The sequence below is a fragment of the Pseudoalteromonas sp. BSi20652 genome, from assembly GCF_000239855.1.
Classification (GTDB): domain Bacteria; phylum Pseudomonadota; class Gammaproteobacteria; order Enterobacterales; family Alteromonadaceae; genus Pseudoalteromonas.
The window spans coordinates 88,196-105,350 of the sequence record NZ_BADT01000041.1 but is presented as its reverse complement, the minus strand read 5'-3'; the positions used below and the strand labels follow the sequence as shown (position 1 = coordinate 105,350).

The window sequence follows — 17,155 nt, the reverse complement described above, 5'->3', positions numbered from 1 at the left end:
TAGCTTTAACTAATACGCTTCTTGTTTTACCTTTAGTTAATTAAAATAAGGAGCGTGCTTTATGTTGCTTTTCAATACGAGTGAATCATTTCCACATTTTGCACAAACAACGCGCTGCCCCAACTGCCAAAGCGATGCTTACCATTTAGTGAATCAAAGTCTCTATTTACGATTTAGTATTTTACCTATGCTTGCCTTAAAATTAAATTACAAACGCGAATGCTATCAATGCGGGAAAAGCGAACCTGTAAAAGTAAGGCGACTACCGCTAATAGAAAAACTAAGCCTACCTAAATACTTTATTGGTGTGTTTTTATTGCTTTGGATTATTTCGTTTTTTTACCAGCAACACCTTGATACCGAGATTCAAAAGCAATCATATTTAAATAGCCCAAAAATGTACGACACCTACTTAATACATGCCGACAAATTTACACACGAACCATGGACCCTAACTAATTTAAAAATTGCTCAGGTATTAAATTTTGATAAGCAGTTTATTACCTTTCAGGTAAGCAACTACAGCTATAAACGTAACAACAGCATTACTTTGGCAATGCGCACGAGCCAATTAATTCAAGACAATTACTTTTCCACTAAAACAATCACCCTCCCTATTGATGAAGTAAAGCGTTTGTATAACGACGAAACTATTTACGACGTACTGCGCCCTTATGCCAACAGTCTCTATGGCGGGTTTGTGATGTTTCCCCCAAAACCTAAGCCACTATATAAAGGCTTAAAGCTCGATAAAAACAATCAACAAGGCATCATTTATTTTAAAGATGGATTATTTATTGAAGCATTTGATAGCTTTAAACTAGCCGCGGAGGCAGGGTCTCAATGGGGGCAGTTAAATTTAGCGCAGATGTATCGTGATGGAGAAGGAATAACTCAAAATTATCAACAGGCTATTTATTGGTATAAAAAAAGCGATTGAGCAAAAAAATACTAAAGCACAATTTGAATTAGAGTCTCTTTGTAAAATAGCTAACTGTGAATGAGTGAATTTCAATATAGCTGGCGCAACAAGTACGCCAGCTATAAATTATTTTTTAAATAACTTTGTATAACACAGGTGTATTAGCACAACCACTAAGCCAGCAATAACACCTAGCAAACCATCAAATAAAAGTGGCGCTAATACCTCACCTGTGCCGCCAGCAATAGACTGAGCGTAACTTATTACATCGACCTGCGTGTGATGGAGTAACTCAATACCATGCACTAAAATACCACCGCCCACTAAAAACATCGCAATTGTACCGGCAAGTGCTAAAAACTGCATAAGCCTAGGTGCAGCGGCTAACAGACCTTTACCTAATAACTCTTTAAATTTATTAGCAGATACCTTTGATTGATTAAGTAAATACAACCCCGCATCATCTAATTTCACAATGCCAGCAACCAGGCCATAAACACCAATGGTTATTATAATTGCGATAACACAAAGTACTAACGCTTGATTAAGTAACGTCGCACCCGCAACCGTGCCTAAAGTAATAACAATAATTTCAGCAGAAAGAATAAAGTCAGTTCTTATTGCGCCTTTTATCTTTTGTTTTTCATACTCAACTAGATCTAATTTTTCATCTTCATCAATGACTTCATCATGATGAGGTAAAAATTTAGCAAATACTTTTTCAGCGCCTTCAAAACACAAAAACAAACCACCCATCATTAACAGCGGTGTTATTAACCAGGGTAGCCACACGCTAATTAATAATGCAGCGGGTACGAGAATCGCTTTATTCAAAAATGAGCCCTTTGCCACAGCCCAAACAACGGGTAACTCACGCTCTGCAGCAACACCTGTCAATTGCTGTGCATTGAGTGCTAAGTCATCGCCTAGTACTCCCGCTGTTTTTTTTGTTGCCACTTTACTCATCGTTGCAATGTCATCAAGTAAAGTGGTTATGTCGTCTAATAACGTTAAAAGGTTAGTACCAGCCATAAAGCTTCCAAGCTCAAAAAATATTGCTATAAACATAACGTAAAGCACTGCTTTCACCAAAGGTTAATTTTGCTTTGTTATTCTTGCGTTAGATTAAAATTTTGCCCTATGGTTTAACTAACTTTTAAAAAAGATAGGAGGAAAAATGAAAGTACATTTAGCGATAATCGCTAGTTTACTAAACTTAGCCGCATGCGGTGAATTACCAGGCACGACCACCTATAATTGTGAAGGAATAAACACAAAACTTAATATCACCAATAATTCAGAAGCCGAACTTATCTTTAACAATAAGGCTTACACCCTTAATCACGAAAAAAGTGCATCAGGAAATAAATATATAAGTGAAGAGGTATTGTTTTGGGGAAAGGAAAATAAAGCCATGCTAATTATTGCTGGAAAAAAGCGTCAATGCATCAAAAATTAACATAAAGCTAACCACCAAATTACAATAATGCTACACTATTTAAAGACTTAATAGTGTGATGAAGTTATGCGTTCAATTGCGATCAAACATAAAATAATTTTAGCCTTTACAGCCATTGGTTTATTGGTGCTAACCAGTAGCGTGTTTTTTTATTACTCATTAAACAAGATCAGCGTTAATAACACTAGAATAGAAAAACTAGCTGTTCCTGTACAACAATTTAGCAAAGATTTAAGACTTTCATTACTGTCCTTAACTAAGTTTAATGCTTTAGCCTATAGCCAAATAAAGCTTGATTTACTTAAACAAAATCAAAATCAAGCACAAACAGAGCAGCAACAATTTAGCACTTTGCTTAATGCGTTAAACGCTCAATTAGACCAACAAACAACAATGCAAAATTTACTCATTAGTACCAATGAAGGCTTTGCAGAGCTTAATAAAATAAGCGCCGCAATGTTTAGTGCAAAAGAACGCAAATTTATAGCGCAAAGCTCCACCATTGATTTATCAACGACTTTTAATGAGCAACTTTATGATTTAAGTTCTAATTTGCTGGATATAGAGCTTTTAGACATTCCTGCAAAACAGCAAGCCTTACTTAATGCTATGTTTGGAACAGCGACCCGTATAGACGACTTATTGTTTAATTTAAGCAACAACATAAAAAGCATTACTCAAACTAAAAGTATTAGTGACTTAGATAATCACCAGCAAGACACGCTGTTTTTACTTGATAACATTCAGCCAAATTTCACTTATTTAGAGCAACAAGCGCTACCCTTTGATAACGCGTTTAATGCCCAAGCCCTAACTGCCAAATTTAATCAATTAAGAGAACTGCTTAACGGTGACACCGGAATTTACGCTCAACAAAATAAAGCTCTTGAAAATTCCAATGCCGCGGCTAAAAACTTTGCACTCTTTCAACAACAATTTATAACAACTGAAAGTCAGCTTATAGAGCTTAGCAAACTGGCTGAGGAGCGCTTTAATACCTTACAAACGAATGCAAAGGCTGCAATAAATACAGGCATTAGTTCTGTTGTTGTTATTACTCTTATTTTAGTCGTCTTGATAATTGCCATTTCTATTTTTACAACCCGCGCAATGCTAAAACCACTTAAAAAAGTAAATCGTGATCTAGCCCGTATTGCTTCCGGTGACTTATCGAAACGTAGCCATCCGCGCAGTAAAGATGAATTTGGTACTTTACTTAATAACATTAATAAACTCAGTGACGATCTTACTCATTTAATAGGTGCTATCAGTAATAACGCCCATGAATTAGATCGCTCAGCGATTAAAACCAGTGAAAAAGGCCAGCAAATGACTGTTGTAGCACAACAACAGTTAGCGCGAAGCGCACAAGCCACATCACTTGCACACAGTATGCTGACTAACTCACAAGCTGTTTATGAGCAAGCAGATAACACGTCAAACGAGATAACCAACGCCTCACAACTTGCTAATGATGTGAATAAAATTGCTAATCAAAATAGCCTAAGCATAGAAAATCTATTGCAGCGCCTCGATAAAGCAGTTACCAGTACTGAAGCACTTTCGCAGTACACTCAACTTATCGAAGCTATTGTTGAAACCATTAGTAGTATTGCTGAGCAAACTAACTTATTAGCCCTTAATGCCGCAATTGAAGCCGCGCGAGCAGGTGAAAACGGACGTGGATTTGCTGTTGTTGCTGATGAGGTTCGTTCTTTAGCGGCGCGCACGCAAAGCTCAACGAGTGAAATAAACACCATGATCCAAACCTTGCAACAACACACTCAGTCAACTCAAAATCAAATTACTGATAGCCAACAACAAGCTAAACAATGTGTTGAAAACAGTACTGAACTAAATAAAGCTATTGAGCGTATTAAAATCACGTTGCTATCTGTTAACCAGATGAGTGAACAAATTGCACATGCATCACATGAGCAACTGACTAATAGTAACGACATTCAAAAAATAATGGCGAAGGTAACTGAACAAGCAACCCTAAATGCCAATAATGCGACGACCCTAGCAAGCGAAAGTGAAGACGTAAACCAACTTGCACACTCTTTAACAAGTGCCGTAGCGCGCTTTAAGTTTTAAGTGCAAGTAATGACTTGCCTTGCATGAAATGGGTATAATACTTTAACTCTTTTGCTTAATAGCGGCCCACAATGAAATATAAAGATCTACGTGATTTTATCGATTTGCTTGAAAAAAAGGCGAACTTAAACGCATCACCCAAGAAATCGACCCGTATCTTGAAATGACCGAAATATCTGATCGCACATTGCGTGCCAAAGGTCCTGCGTTATTATTCGAAAACCCAAAAGGCTACGATATGCCAGTGCTCACTAACTTATTTGGCACACCAAAACGCGTAGCAATGGGTATGGGCCAAACAGAGGTTAGCGAATTACGTGAAGTAGGTAAGCTGCTCGCTTTTTTAAAAGAGCCGGAGCCACCAAAGGGTATTAAAGAAGCTTTAGGCGCTATACCTATTTTTAAGCAAGTGCTTAATATGCCAGCAAAAGAAGTTAAAAAAGCGCCCTGCCAACAAGTAATTTTAGAAGGTGATGATGTAGATTTAACTAAATTACCTATTCAGCATTGCTGGCCAGGTGATGCAGCCCCATTAATTACTTGGGGCCTTACAGTTACTAAAGGGCCTTATAAAAAGCGCCAAAATTTAGGTATTTATCGCCAACAACTATTAAGTAAAAATAAAATAATTATGCGCTGGTTATCTCATCGTGGTGGCGCGCTTGATTTTCAAGAATGGTGTAAAGAAAACCCAGGGCAACCTTACCCAGTTTCAGTCGCATTAGGTGCCGACCCGGCCACAATACTCGGCGCTGTAACGCCGGTCCCTGACACGTTAAGCGAATATGCATTTGCGGGTTTATTACGTGGTAGCAGAACCGAAGTTGTAAAATCCATTTCAAATGATCTACAAGTCCCTGCAAGTGCAGAAATAATCCTTGAAGGTTACATTATGCCAGGTGAAATGGCGCCAGAAGGCCCTTATGGCGATCATACTGGTTACTATAATGAAGTAGATGACTTTCCAGTTATGACGGTGACTCACATAACCCATCGTAAAGACCCTATTTATCACAGCACATTCACCGGCAGACCGCCTGATGAACCTGCTATTTTAGGTGTAGCACTTAATGAAGTGTTTGTGCCGATATTACAAAAGCAATTTCCTGAAATTGTCGACTTTTACCTTCCGCCTGAAGGGTGCTCGTACCGTATGGCGATTGTAACAATGAAAAAACAATACCCTGGTCATGCCAAGCGTGTGATGATGGGAGTGTGGTCGTTCTTGCGTCAGTTTATGTATACCAAGTTTGTAATTGTATGCGATGACGATATTAATGCCCGCGATTGGGAAGATGTTATTTGGGCTATAACAACTCGAATGGATCCTGCTCGCGATACGACATTAATTGAAAACACACCCATTGATTATCTCGATTTTGCATCGCCAGTCTCTGGCCTTGGTTCAAAAATGGGAATGGATGCTACAAATAAATGGCCTGGCGAAACCACCCGTGAATGGGGCGAGCCTATTGTTATGGATAAAGACACCAAAGACCGCGTAGATGATATTTGGGAAAGCCTTAATATTCTTTAAGTGTTTATATGTAAGTACATAACAGGCTATAAAATAACCCTGCAGATATGCTAGAATCGAGTCATTCGATTGCGTATCTGCTGTTTAAAGCGCTGCTAAAAGGTAAAAAATGCAAACATTAAAAGCTGAAGTTGTAGCTATCAGCCCACTTACAGAATTTGTTCACAAAGTAATTTTAAAGCCACAACAACCTGTGACCTTTGAAGCTGGCCAATACATGCAACTCGTGCTGGGCGAAAAAGACAAACGTGCTTTTTCTATAGCTAGTCGCCCTTCACAGTGCGATGCAATAGAACTGCATATTGGCGCGTCAGGTGCCGATTCGTATGCAATGCAATCGCTGGAACATTTACGAAACGCCCATACCACTGGGCAGTTAGTAGACATTGAAGCTGGCTTGGGTATTTCACAGTTGCGCCTGCAGTGTGAGCGCCCTATTATTTTACTTGCCGGTGGTACTGGTTTTTCATACGCAAAATCAATGGCTGATCACTTAGCTGAAATTAAGTGCGACCGTCCTGTATTGTTTTACTGGGGTGTAAAAGAAGAGTCCGCTTTGTATGCACATACAGAAATGCAAACATGGGCCAATAGCCACAAAAACTTTGAGTTTATTCCTGTAGTAGAAAATCCATCTGCTAATTGGCAGGGCCATACTGGCTATGTACATAAAGCGGTAATGCAAGATATTGTATCACTTGAACCATACGATATTTACATGGCCGGTCGTTTTGACATGATAGGTATCGTGCGTGATGACTTTATTACTCATGGTGCAATTCGCGAAAACATGTATGCCGACGCTTTTGCATTTATAAAATAAGCCTCTAAATACACAGTATTCAATTCAAAGGCACTTTAGGGTGCCTTTATTTTTACAACAACACATATTTAATAGTTAAAAACTATCAACTCCATCAATATAAACAATTTCCTAAATCCCTATCTATAAACCATACTTTGTATAGAACATCAGCGGGAGAGACCCAAATGCTAAATACAAAAGTAAAAGACTTTATGCAACGCAAGTTGCCAAATATCACACCAGATACAGAAATGACAACAGCTATAGCAGAACTACAAAAATTTAAACTACTTGGCGCACCCGTATTTGATAAAGATAAATGCCTAGTCGGATTTATATCTGAGCAAGAACTATTAAAACCACTTACGCAAAGCAGTTATTTTTGTGATGGGATGGTTAAAGTATCGCAACTTATGCAAACAGAGGTAGTGACCATTAGCGGCGATACCAACATTATTGAGCTTGCACAGCAGATGCAGCCGGGTAAACCAAAAAACTACCCTGTTGTAGAGGGTGTTAAAGTAATCGGCATGATCAGCCGAGCAGATGTACTTAAAGCACTTTACGATAATTACATAAGTTGCCAAACACACTGAATTAAAATTATAGATAACAAAATGCCGCTTATATAAAGCGGCATTTTTAATGCTCTTAAATTAACGTGCGCTAACGATTGCTAAAAGTTCTTTCTTATCGCCATCGCTTAAAAATGCTATTTCTAATGCATTTTTTTGGGCTTTTTCCATATCAGCTTGAGATAAGCCAGCCTTAGGTGCTGCAACGGTATATTCGTACTCAATTTCAATACCTTCAACCGCAGGGTCATCAGTATTAATACACGCTAAAATACCGTGATCTAAAAACTGTTTAAGTGGGTGCTTAGCTAAATCGTTTACTGTACTGGTTTGAATATTACTTGTTAAGCACGACTCAATACCAATACGGTTATCACGTAAGTAATCCATTAGTTTTGGATCTTCAATTGCCTTTACGCCATGCCCTATTCGGCTTGCGCCGAGCTCGTTAATTGCTTGCCAAATACTTGGGGCACCAAGTGCTTCTCCAGCATGAATAGTCGAAGCTAAGTACGCATTTCGTACTTGTTTAAAGTGCTCTACAAACAACTCGCCCGGAAAACCAATCTCATCACCAGCTAAGTCAACAGCGACTAAATCATTTTTAAATGCGAGTAATGCATCAAGCTCTTTTTGACACGTTTTCACGCCATAAGTACGCGATAAAATACCAATCAAGTTAGCTTTAATATTTGCACCCTTTGTTGCTGATTTAATACCATCAACAACAGCCTCTACAACCCCTTCTGGGTGTAAACCTTGGCTTTGTGCCATGTAATAAGGGCTAAATCGAAGCTCTACATAATCAAGACCTTGTGCTTGTGCATCTTCAATGTTTTCAATCGCTATACGTCTACACGCATCGTAATCGCCAAGTACGGTGACGCCCCAATCTAACTTTTGTAAAAAAGCCATAAGGTTTGGCTCAGGATCAATAACTTGAACATGAGGAATTAATGCCTCAACGTTATCTGCAGGTAACTCTATATTAAACTGACGACCAAGTTCTAATATGGTTTGCGCACGTACATTACCATCTAAATGACGGTGAATATCTAGCAAAGGTAATTTTCTATTGATCATAATAGCAACCCAGTTTAGTTAAATTTGCGCGCATGATACGCAGATACAGTTATTTTTCAAGTCTATATGATTTGCGGTAAGTTTAAGCGGTCATATGTCTGCTTTTTGTTCAAAAAATAACATTACTTATTTATTTGATAAATAATGCTAAAGAGTTTTAAAAAGCATATTTGCGTAAATAGGTTTGATAATACAACGATTCATTGCAGAGGCTAATGTCTTTTAACGTCATCGTCATGGGCGTTCGCCGATACTCCCATTATGGGTAAATTAATTAACCCTAAATCACAAAAAATTACTTTTGTTGCTTGCAGGCTATGCATTTTTGGCATCGAAATATCTATAAGAGTAATATCTATAAGAATAATATCTATAAGAATAATATCGTAACTATTTTGGGTTGGCTTTTTATGGCCTCAAAACCATCATTAGCAATGTCGGCAATATATCCTTTCGTTTTTAAAATGGCACTGGCAACATGTTGATGAAGCGGGTTATCTTCTTCTAAAAGTAACTTATAGTCTGTAAATGATAAGGTACTTACATCTATTTCGTTGTATTACTGCTGAATTTTCTCTGCCTTTGGTAAGGCGATATTAGCGGCAAACTAAAGGTAAATGTAGAGCCTTTACCTTCATAACTAAATCAATTGCACCTGCCATTAATTCAACCAGTTTTCTGCAAATGCTCAACCCTAAGCCTGCAGCAATAACACAGCATATTGGCCCCGCTATTATTAAGCCCTGTGTACTGTGCTTTAAAGAGGGGCAATCCAGCGGCGCCTTAACAACATTTACTATAATTTGACGACAAGTCAAAGCTTATAAAAGCATATTAAAATGAAGAATATCTACGGTGTTATAAAGGTGAATTAAGTTAGTACAGCAAGCACCAATAATAAGGCCAATAAATGACTTACGTCCCCAAATCAAAAACTCGCTAAAGCAATTCCTGAGGACGGCCAAGAGGCGACCGCATAGCTATCTACAAAGAAGTGAGTTGCTAAAATACCCAGTAAAGAAGTAAGCACAAGCCAAGCTAAGGTTTAATATTAAAAACTTTCTCAATGCTTGTGCTCCTGAACTACAAAAAATGCTAAGTAGTTATAGTGTAGTCATTTATTGATATAAAACGAGCGCCTTTTCTGCTTGTGCACTATTTTTATAACTCAACACAGCTTGTTCAGAGAACTGTTTTTTATTTTCACTATTCAGTGCTTTATCAAAAATTCTAGCTGCTAAGTCATAATCACCTTTAGCATTAGCAAGGCAAGCTAGCGCAAGTAATAGTGAATTATTTGAATCATCCTTTTTAAGGCGTTCTTGTATGTTAACTTGCAACTTAGGCGCATCGGCTCCTCTTGCTTTACTTAATATATTGGCAAGCTCTAAGTGCTGCTCATTGTGCTTAACCATCTTAATTAAGTCACTTTCAATAACAGCCAATTGACCTGCTTGCGCCATTTGCATTAAATATGCGGTGTGGGCATGAACTTGCAGTTTTTTAGGTAGCTGCTTATATTTTTCACTTAGTTTGTCTGTATCTAACGCATTAAAATAAGCACTAAATAACTGCGTCCACTGTGCATCAGTAAGTGCTTTTTTGCGCAGTAAACGCGGCAAAAAGTCTTCCAGCGCACTAAAGTGTTGTTGCTGTACTAATACTTCTGCATAAAGTTTTAACTCAAGTGCGGTGGCTTTTTTAGCTTCTGCACTAATACGCATTTGTGATTCAATCGCGCTACTGTCACCACTTGCCAACCATAGCTTTGCTACTTTTAATTGATGCTCTGGGCTTATTTCAAATAAACGCTCAAGTGCTTTATCTGTTTGATTATTAGCAAGCGCTGCTTTTGCAAGTAATGCTAAGCGAATATCCTCAAACTTATCTGGTACGCTATTACCCGATAGAGCTTGCTCTATATGCTCATAATCATCGTTAATAGCACTCCACAGAGCCTGCTCAATAGCTGCTTGTTTGCGCTCTTGGCTACGTGCAAAAAAGCCATGTTTAGTATTATGATAAATCGATAATAAGTAGCGGATTAGCTTGTATGTTAAATATAAAACAACAGCGGTAATGACTGCCATTATACAAAACGATACTATCGTGCCTTCTATCGTCGTATTGTTAAATGAAATAAGTACATAACCTTTTTCATCTAGCACAAATGGAGTAACCGCTAGTACAACAACAATAGCTACAATTAAAATAATTAGCCCTATCATTGCGCCCACTCCTTAACCTTTTGTGTACTGTTTAAGGTTACTTTTGGATTAAAGTTAAGCTGCTCTTTTTCAAGTTTAGACAACGCTTTAAGTACCGTTTTAGTTGTATCATCGTCTTGCTTAAAGTACTCACCAACTAAACGTTTTGCTTCACTTAAGGCGCTAAAGAAAATACTCGCCTGCTTACTCATAAGTGCATCTTGCGCCTGAGTTATATTAAGCTTGATTCGCTGATTTATTAAATGGCGCTCTTGATCTGTAAGTAATGGCTCAATGGAAACACCTTCGTGCTGGCGAATAGTAATAAAGCTATCCACAATCTTATTCCAGCTATTACTCAGATTCTGCTGCCAATCATTTATGTCTTCACTTAATGCATTTTCATCTACTTCGGTAACTTCTTCAGGTAAATTAACCGCATTAAAAACTAAGTCGTCAATACTGCTTAGTACACTGTTTAGCTGTAAATAAATAGCCTCTGTTGCAACAGGTTTAAGGCTATCAAGTGTTTGTATGTCTTGCATAATAGCTTGGCGAACTTCAACTGTTCCTGGGTGTTCGCTAAGTAATGCATCTAAGCGCTTTAAAACAGCACTAGTGCCTTGGTAATCTTTTTCAGCCCATAGTTTAAATTCAGCCATACGCTGTAAGCTGGTTACTTCTTGTGGGTTTAAAGACGAGCCTTGTTGCTGCGCTTTTTGCAAGGCTGCTTTTAGCTCTTGCTGATTTTGAACTGCACTTTCACTTAGGGTTGCGGCTACTTTTTTCTCACTATTAAACAGCGCTTGCTGCAAATTAGATTGCGCCGATTTAAGTGCTTGCAGCTCTTGGGCGAGTAACTTATTTTGCTCGCTTAACTCATTAACGGCTAGGTTTTGCGCCTTACCCGCATTTAATTTTTGATAAAACTCGTATCCAACCCCAGAGGCCACAATTAGCGAAATAAGAAGTGCAAGCACTGCGACTTTGCTAACCTTTTGTTTGTTTTTTTCTGTCGTATTTTTAGCGGCTGCTGGCTCTTGCTTAGCTGATTTAGCTGAGGCCGTGTTAGCTATTGTTGGTGTGGCTTTTTCTGCCGTTACTGGCTTTGACTGTTCGCTCATGTTGCTACCTTGCTGATTTATGCAGGTAAACATAGCATTATCGCTAGCCCCTGCTGCAATGTGTATATTAGCCGAACTTACCTGTTGCAACTTTAAATAAGCGGCTATCCGCTCGCTTGCAACATAAAATCGGCACTGTTGTAACCATTGTAGTTGGTGTGCAGTAAGGCTTTTAAATATAGCATCAACTGCTGCATTACTTGTTATGACTATACCGTGTACATTCTGGCTTTTCCAGTGGTCTGTCCAGTTAGGGGTAATACTCTCTGTGGGTTCACGTTTGTACACAACACAATTATTTAAAAAAGCACCGCGCTCTTTGAGCGTTTTAGCTAACTCAGGGCGGCCACCTTGCCCCTTAACTAGCACTATATTACTGCCATCAACCTCGGCGAGTGATTTGAGCGCAAGTAACCCTTCCGAATCATACTGCTTTGGTACTGCTGCGCGCACACCAAATTGCTCATATATAATGTCGGCTGTTTGTTGTCCAACCGCATAAAACTGCGCTTTGGTATTTATATCAGGTTTTAATTGCGAAAGTGCACTGACTGCATCTTGCGATATAAATATTATTTTATCTGCATTTAACAGCGGACTAAGTTCAGTGCTGGAGGGTGTTAAATGCGTTATTTTTAATACCGGAAATAAAGACGCCTGATAACCCGCTTGCTCTAATTGCTGTGCAAGGGCTGCGCCTTTTCCTTCGGGCCGAGTTATCAGAATATGTGTCATTTATGCGTCTCTGTAAACTTCAGCTAATATTTTGTCTGCGCCTTGAGCCAGTAATTTTTTAGCAAGCTCAATACCTAGTTTTTCTGCGTCATTTACATGACCTGTTACTTCGTCACGTAAAATTTCGCTGCCATCAACAGCACCCACTAAACCACGCAAATGTACACGCTCGCCATCAACTAATGCATAAGCACCAATAGGAACTTGGCAACCACCTTCTAAATGGCGGTTCATTGAACGCTCTGCATTTACGCGAATACGTGTTTGGGTATGCTCAAGTGGTGCAAGTAATGCTTTTGTTACTTCATCATCTATACGACATTCAATACCTACAGCACCTTGACCATTTGCCGGTAATGACACTTCTGGCTCAATGTAGTCAGCAATACGCGACTCCATTTCTAAACGAATAAGCCCTGCAGCCGCTAAAATAATCGCATCGTATTGGCCGTCATCTAATTTACCTAAACGCGTATTTACATTACCGCGCAAATCACGAATATCTAAGTCAGGACGAAGTGCTTTAATTTGGCACTGACGGCGCAAGCTCGAAGTACCTACAATAGCACCCTGTGGTAGCTCGTCTAAATTAGCAAAATGGTTTGATACAAACGCATCACGCGGATCTTCACGCTCACAAATGGTATACAGCTCTAACCCTTCTGGGAACTCTACTGGCACGTCCTTCATAGAATGCACGGCAATATCAGCTCGTCCATCTAACATGGCTTGCTCTAGCTCTTTAACAAATAAGCCTTTACCACCAATTTTAGCCAATGGCGTATCTAAAATTATATCCCCTTGTGTCGACATTGGGACTAATTCTACGCGCACATCTGGATGAAAACGCTCAAGCTCTGCTTTTACAAATTCGGCCTGCCAAAGTGCTAAAGCGCTTTTGCGCGTTGCGATGCGTACTAATTTTGTTTTTTCTGTCATAGGGGTATCCAATTAATTACTGCGTTTAGCTAGATTTAGTCAGCTAAAATTCTAAATTCTTTTTGGGCAATTAAATTGCCTTGCTCATCAACTACATCAACACGCCAATGGCCTGTTTGTGTATTCATGATATTTTTTGTTGAGTACGTTCTGTAGCGAGGCGAGGTAACATTCAGTGTAATTTCCGCCATCGTTTCACCTTCAAACGACCAAACATGCTTAACTTGCTGGCCTTGAAGATTTTTAAGCTCGCTAAAAAACGATAACCCTTCATCAAACTGGCTTAATCTAATATCAGCAGCAAATACATTCGTGGGCTCGCGCTTACTTACTTTACGAGTGAGTACTGCACGGCTTATTTTACCCGTGTCTATTTGCGCACCTAATGCCACACTTGCAACCTGTGCCGTAGGCGAAAAACCGTCAGTGTCAGTTAATACGCCATCATCACTTTCTAACTCTAAAAGTAAGTCACTCTGATTAGCAGGCCCGGCTATATTTTGAGCTTCTGCGGTTTCTTCTTGCACATCATTATCAAGGTTTGAATTTAACTCTATATTAATACTTTCACTTTGATCGGTAATAACATCGTTGTTAGCTAATAAAACCGGGTTATTATCTACAAGGTCAGCTTCTACAGGTGTATTACTAGAGATGTTTTGTTGGGCCTCATCTTGCACAGCTAACAATGGTTCAATACTCGATTGCATTATCTTTGCAGGCTCATTAGGGATATTGTTTGCTGATTGCCCAGGTTCAACACTCATTAAATCATTGCTTGTAAAATCTTCAGCGCTATCGTCAAAACTTAAAAAGTGCTCTTGCTCATTTGGGTGTTTACCCTGCTCAGCATTGACTGCGCTCGTTAGCCCATAAATAACAGCAGCAGAGGTCATTAATACCAACATAGCAATACTCACAATACGACGCCAATTCCACTCGTAGCTTACCATTGGTACACTCTCTTGTAGTTCGCGTTTAACATTTGCTTTAATAACTATTTTTTGACTCATATTAACCTCAGCGGCTCCAATATTAGCTTAAACGAGCAATTAACCATTGGCGAATAGCTTGCAATTCTTCTGCGCAAACTTGATGAGCCATTGGATATTCTTGCCAGCTTACATCCATGTTATGTGCAGTTAACACTTCAAACGCGTTTCTGCCCGCACCGTGCGGTACAACGTTATCTTGGCTACCGTGCGCCATAAATACGTTTAAGTCGGTATGTTTTGCTTCATCAGCAAACTTTTGCGGCACACACATATAAGTAGAAAGCGCCATAACCCCCCCAAGCTTTTGCTCAAAGCGCGGCGCTAAATGCAGAGACACAACACCACCTTGAGAAAAACCAGCTAAGATAATTTTATTAGCGGGTATGCCATTAGCAATTTCTTTATTAATTAACTCTTCTACCTTTGCAGCCGACTCTCTTACGCCCAGCTCATCGGCACGCTTATCTAATTCTATAGACTTAATATCGTACCAAGAGCGCATTTCCATACCACCATTTATGGTGACCGGTTGCACTGGTGCATGTGGAAAAATAAAGCGTATACCCAGTTCACTTGGTAAATTAAGCTGCGGAGCTACGGGCGCAAAACCATCCCCAGAATCACCTAAACCATGTAACCAAATAACCGTTGCTTTGTGCTCACTCTGGGCTGGGTATTCTACAAATTCTAAACTCATAATGTTGATTGCCACTCAACTTCTTGGCCTGCTTGGCGAGTTGAGGCTTCATTTATAAACGCCCAAAATTCTGCACCAGAGCGGTTATCAATCCATAGCCCATCACGCATTTCAAAATGATGTCCGTTAAACTTAGTCGCAACCCATACTTGATGAAGCGGTGCTTGCTTGTTGATCACTATTTTACTTTTATCAGGAAAAATAATTTCTAAAATCCCTTGTGCCGATTCGTAATCTAAATCAGCTTCGCAATCATCAACCTGCTCTTCAATAGTGAACATAAGGGCTTCGGCTAATTGGTGATATTCGTGTTCAGTCATTGTTATTTCCTTTGCAGGCGAGCCGCCTAATATTGGGTACGTTTTAGCTTTAAAAGTATGCAGCTAGTGTAACAGGAATAAAATCATCCGCGAATAGCTGCATTTTTTAGATATTCTGTTACTCTGCGATTATAAAGCCAGCAACCGTATTAATCTAATGAAAGCGACACATACCTTACAATTAAAAAAACTATTAATAAGCACTGTACTGTTAAGCGCCTTAGCTGGCTGCGGACAAAGCGGTCCGTTATATTTACCAGAGCAACAAACAGAGCAAAACCAACCTCAAAATACAGCTAAACCAGCCACTAATGCTGAGCAAGTAAATACACAAATAAAGCAGGAGCAATAAATGGATTATTTTAACTACAAAAACAACCAATTATTTGCCGAAGACGTCAGTGTGGCAAGTATAGCGCAGCAATACGGTACGCCGTGTTATGTTTACTCGCGCGCTACCTTTGAGCGCCATTACTTAGCATTTGATAACGCCACTAAAAATCATAAAAGCTTGGTGTGTTACGCTGTTAAAGCAAACTCTAATATTGCCGTTCTAAATATATTAGCGCGCCTAGGATCGGGTTTCGATATTGTATCCAAAGGCGAACTGGCGCGTGTAATTAAAGCCGGAGGCGATGCCTCTAAAGTGGTTTTTTCGGGTGTAGCTAAAACAGCAGACGAAATAGCATATGCATTAAAGCTGGGGATTAAATGCTTTAATGTTGAATCAGCCTCCGAGCTTGAGCGTATTTCTGAAGTCGCTTGCGAGCTTAACCTAGAAGCACCTATTTCTATTCGCGTAAACCCCGACATAGATGCAAAAACACATCCGTATATTTCTACTGGTTTAAAAGAAAATAAATTTGGTATTGATATTAAAACTGCAGTGAGTGTTTATCAACAAGCAGCGGCTTTACCTGGTTTAAAAATTATTGGTGTTGATTGCCATATTGGCTCTCAATTAACTGAAGTAAGACCCTTTTTAGAAGCTCTTGATAAACTAATAGCGCTTATTGATGAGCTAAAAACAAATGGTATTGAACTAACTCACTTAGATATTGGTGGTGGATTAGGCGTACCATACAACAACGAGCAACCACCACACCCAAGTGAATATGCAGCGCAAGTAACCGAGCGATTAGCTAACTATAAACATCTTGAACTTATTTTTGAACCAGGGCGCGCTATTGCAGCTAACGCAGGTATTTTAGTTACTCAAGTTGAATTTATTAAACAAAACCAAGACAAATTTTTTGCCATTGTAGATGCAGGTATGAACGACATGCTTCGCCCTGCGCTTTATCAAGCGTGGCAAAAAATCATTCCGGTATCAGTTCGCGACGACGAAACACCGACTCACAACTTTGATATTGTGGGTCCGGTATGCGAAACCGGCGACTTTTTAGGAAAAGATCGTAAACTAGCGCTTAAACAAGGCGACTTACTCGCACAAAGAAGTGCCGGTGCATATGGCTTTACCATGAGCTCAAACTACAACTCGCGCCCGCGTGTTGCAGAAATTATGGTAGATGGTCAGCAGCATCACCTTATTCGCGAACGCGAAACTATTGAAAGCCTTTTCCAAGGTGAGAAAGTTTTACCATAAACGTTTTTGTCTACTAGCTGCTCTGTGGCATGATTAGCACAGAGCAAAACCGAA

General features: G+C 39.4%; 14 protein-coding genes and 2 pseudogenes. 8 read left to right on the top strand and 8 right to left on the bottom strand.

Annotation, left to right across the window (positions count from 1 at the left end):
- The first annotated feature begins 61 nt into the window (after positions 1-61).
- Positions 62-1,004: pseudogene (locus P20652_RS14300) on the top strand (tetratricopeptide repeat protein).
- 44 nt (positions 1,005-1,048) lie between these two features.
- Here the strand turns inward: P20652_RS14300 and P20652_RS14305 are convergent.
- A complete protein-coding gene (locus P20652_RS14305) occupies positions 1,049-1,954 on the bottom strand; it encodes a DUF808 domain-containing protein (RefSeq protein ID WP_033017123.1) in 906 nt (301 codons plus the stop codon).
- A gap of 145 nt (positions 1,955-2,099) precedes the next feature.
- Here P20652_RS14305 and P20652_RS14310 point away from each other — a divergent pair, with 145 nt between their 5' ends.
- The 5 genes and pseudogenes from P20652_RS14310 (at position 2,100) to P20652_RS14330 (ending at position 7,416) form a co-directional block, all read left to right on the top strand.
- Positions 2,100-2,381, top strand: a complete 282-nt coding sequence (locus tag P20652_RS14310; protein WP_008166431.1) for an MliC family protein — start codon at positions 2,100-2,102, stop codon at positions 2,379-2,381.
- 66 nt (positions 2,382-2,447) lie between these two features.
- Complete coding sequence (locus P20652_RS14315) at positions 2,448-4,478, top strand: methyl-accepting chemotaxis protein (RefSeq protein WP_008166430.1); 2,031 nt, start codon at positions 2,448-2,450, stop codon at positions 4,476-4,478.
- A 71-nt stretch (positions 4,479-4,549) separates the two neighbouring features.
- Positions 4,550-6,015, top strand: a pseudogene (gene ubiD, locus P20652_RS14320) (4-hydroxy-3-polyprenylbenzoate decarboxylase).
- Positions 6,016-6,124: 109 nt separating this feature from the next.
- Complete coding sequence (gene fre / locus P20652_RS14325) at positions 6,125-6,838, top strand: NAD(P)H-flavin reductase (RefSeq protein WP_008166428.1); 714 nt, start codon at positions 6,125-6,127, stop codon at positions 6,836-6,838.
- A 167-nt stretch (positions 6,839-7,005) separates the two neighbouring features.
- A complete protein-coding gene (locus tag P20652_RS14330; protein WP_008166427.1) occupies positions 7,006-7,416 on the top strand; it encodes a CBS domain-containing protein in 411 nt (136 codons plus the stop codon).
- A 60-nt stretch (positions 7,417-7,476) separates the two neighbouring features.
- Here the strand turns inward: P20652_RS14330 and add are convergent, their stop codons facing one another.
- From add to cyaY, 7 genes are all read right to left on the bottom strand, one after another.
- A complete protein-coding gene (add, locus tag P20652_RS14335; RefSeq protein WP_008166426.1) occupies positions 7,477-8,478 on the bottom strand; it encodes an adenosine deaminase in 1,002 nt (333 codons plus the stop codon).
- 1,118 nt (positions 8,479-9,596) lie between these two features.
- Complete coding sequence (locus tag P20652_RS14340; protein WP_008166423.1) at positions 9,597-10,706, bottom strand: heme biosynthesis HemY N-terminal domain-containing protein; 1,110 nt, start codon at positions 10,704-10,706, stop codon at positions 9,597-9,599.
- Positions 10,703-12,544, bottom strand: coding sequence for a uroporphyrinogen-III synthase (locus P20652_RS14345; RefSeq protein ID WP_008166422.1), 1,842 nt, complete (start codon positions 12,542-12,544; stop codon positions 10,703-10,705). The genes P20652_RS14340 and P20652_RS14345 overlap by 4 nt, the downstream gene beginning before the upstream one ends.
- Positions 12,545-13,483, bottom strand: a complete 939-nt coding sequence (gene hemC, locus P20652_RS14350) for a hydroxymethylbilane synthase (RefSeq protein ID WP_008166421.1) — start codon at positions 13,481-13,483, stop codon at positions 12,545-12,547.
- A 35-nt stretch (positions 13,484-13,518) separates the two neighbouring features.
- Entirely contained in the window at positions 13,519-14,496 is a 978-nt protein-coding gene (locus tag P20652_RS14355; RefSeq protein ID WP_008166420.1) for a DUF2914 domain-containing protein, read from the bottom strand.
- Positions 14,497-14,518: 22 nt separating this feature from the next.
- Positions 14,519-15,175 (bottom strand): alpha/beta hydrolase, encoded by a 657-nt coding sequence (locus P20652_RS14360; protein WP_008166419.1) that lies wholly within the window; start codon positions 15,173-15,175, stop codon positions 14,519-14,521.
- Positions 15,172-15,495, bottom strand: a complete 324-nt coding sequence (gene cyaY / locus P20652_RS14365; protein WP_008166417.1) for an iron donor protein CyaY — start codon at positions 15,493-15,495, stop codon at positions 15,172-15,174. Before cyaY ends, P20652_RS14360 begins: the two co-directional genes overlap by 4 nt.
- A 157-nt stretch (positions 15,496-15,652) precedes the next feature.
- On the opposite strand from cyaY, the gene P20652_RS14370 reads away from it, so the two are divergent.
- Both P20652_RS14370 and lysA read left to right on the top strand, forming a co-directional pair.
- Positions 15,653-15,847 carry a lipoprotein gene (locus P20652_RS14370; protein ID WP_008166415.1) on the top strand — a complete coding sequence of 65 codons (195 nt, stop codon included), beginning with the start codon at positions 15,653-15,655 and terminating at the stop codon, positions 15,845-15,847.
- Entirely contained in the window at positions 15,848-17,101 is a 1,254-nt protein-coding gene (gene lysA / locus P20652_RS14375; protein ID WP_008166413.1) for a diaminopimelate decarboxylase, read from the top strand.
- Positions 17,102-17,155 lie beyond the last annotated feature (54 nt).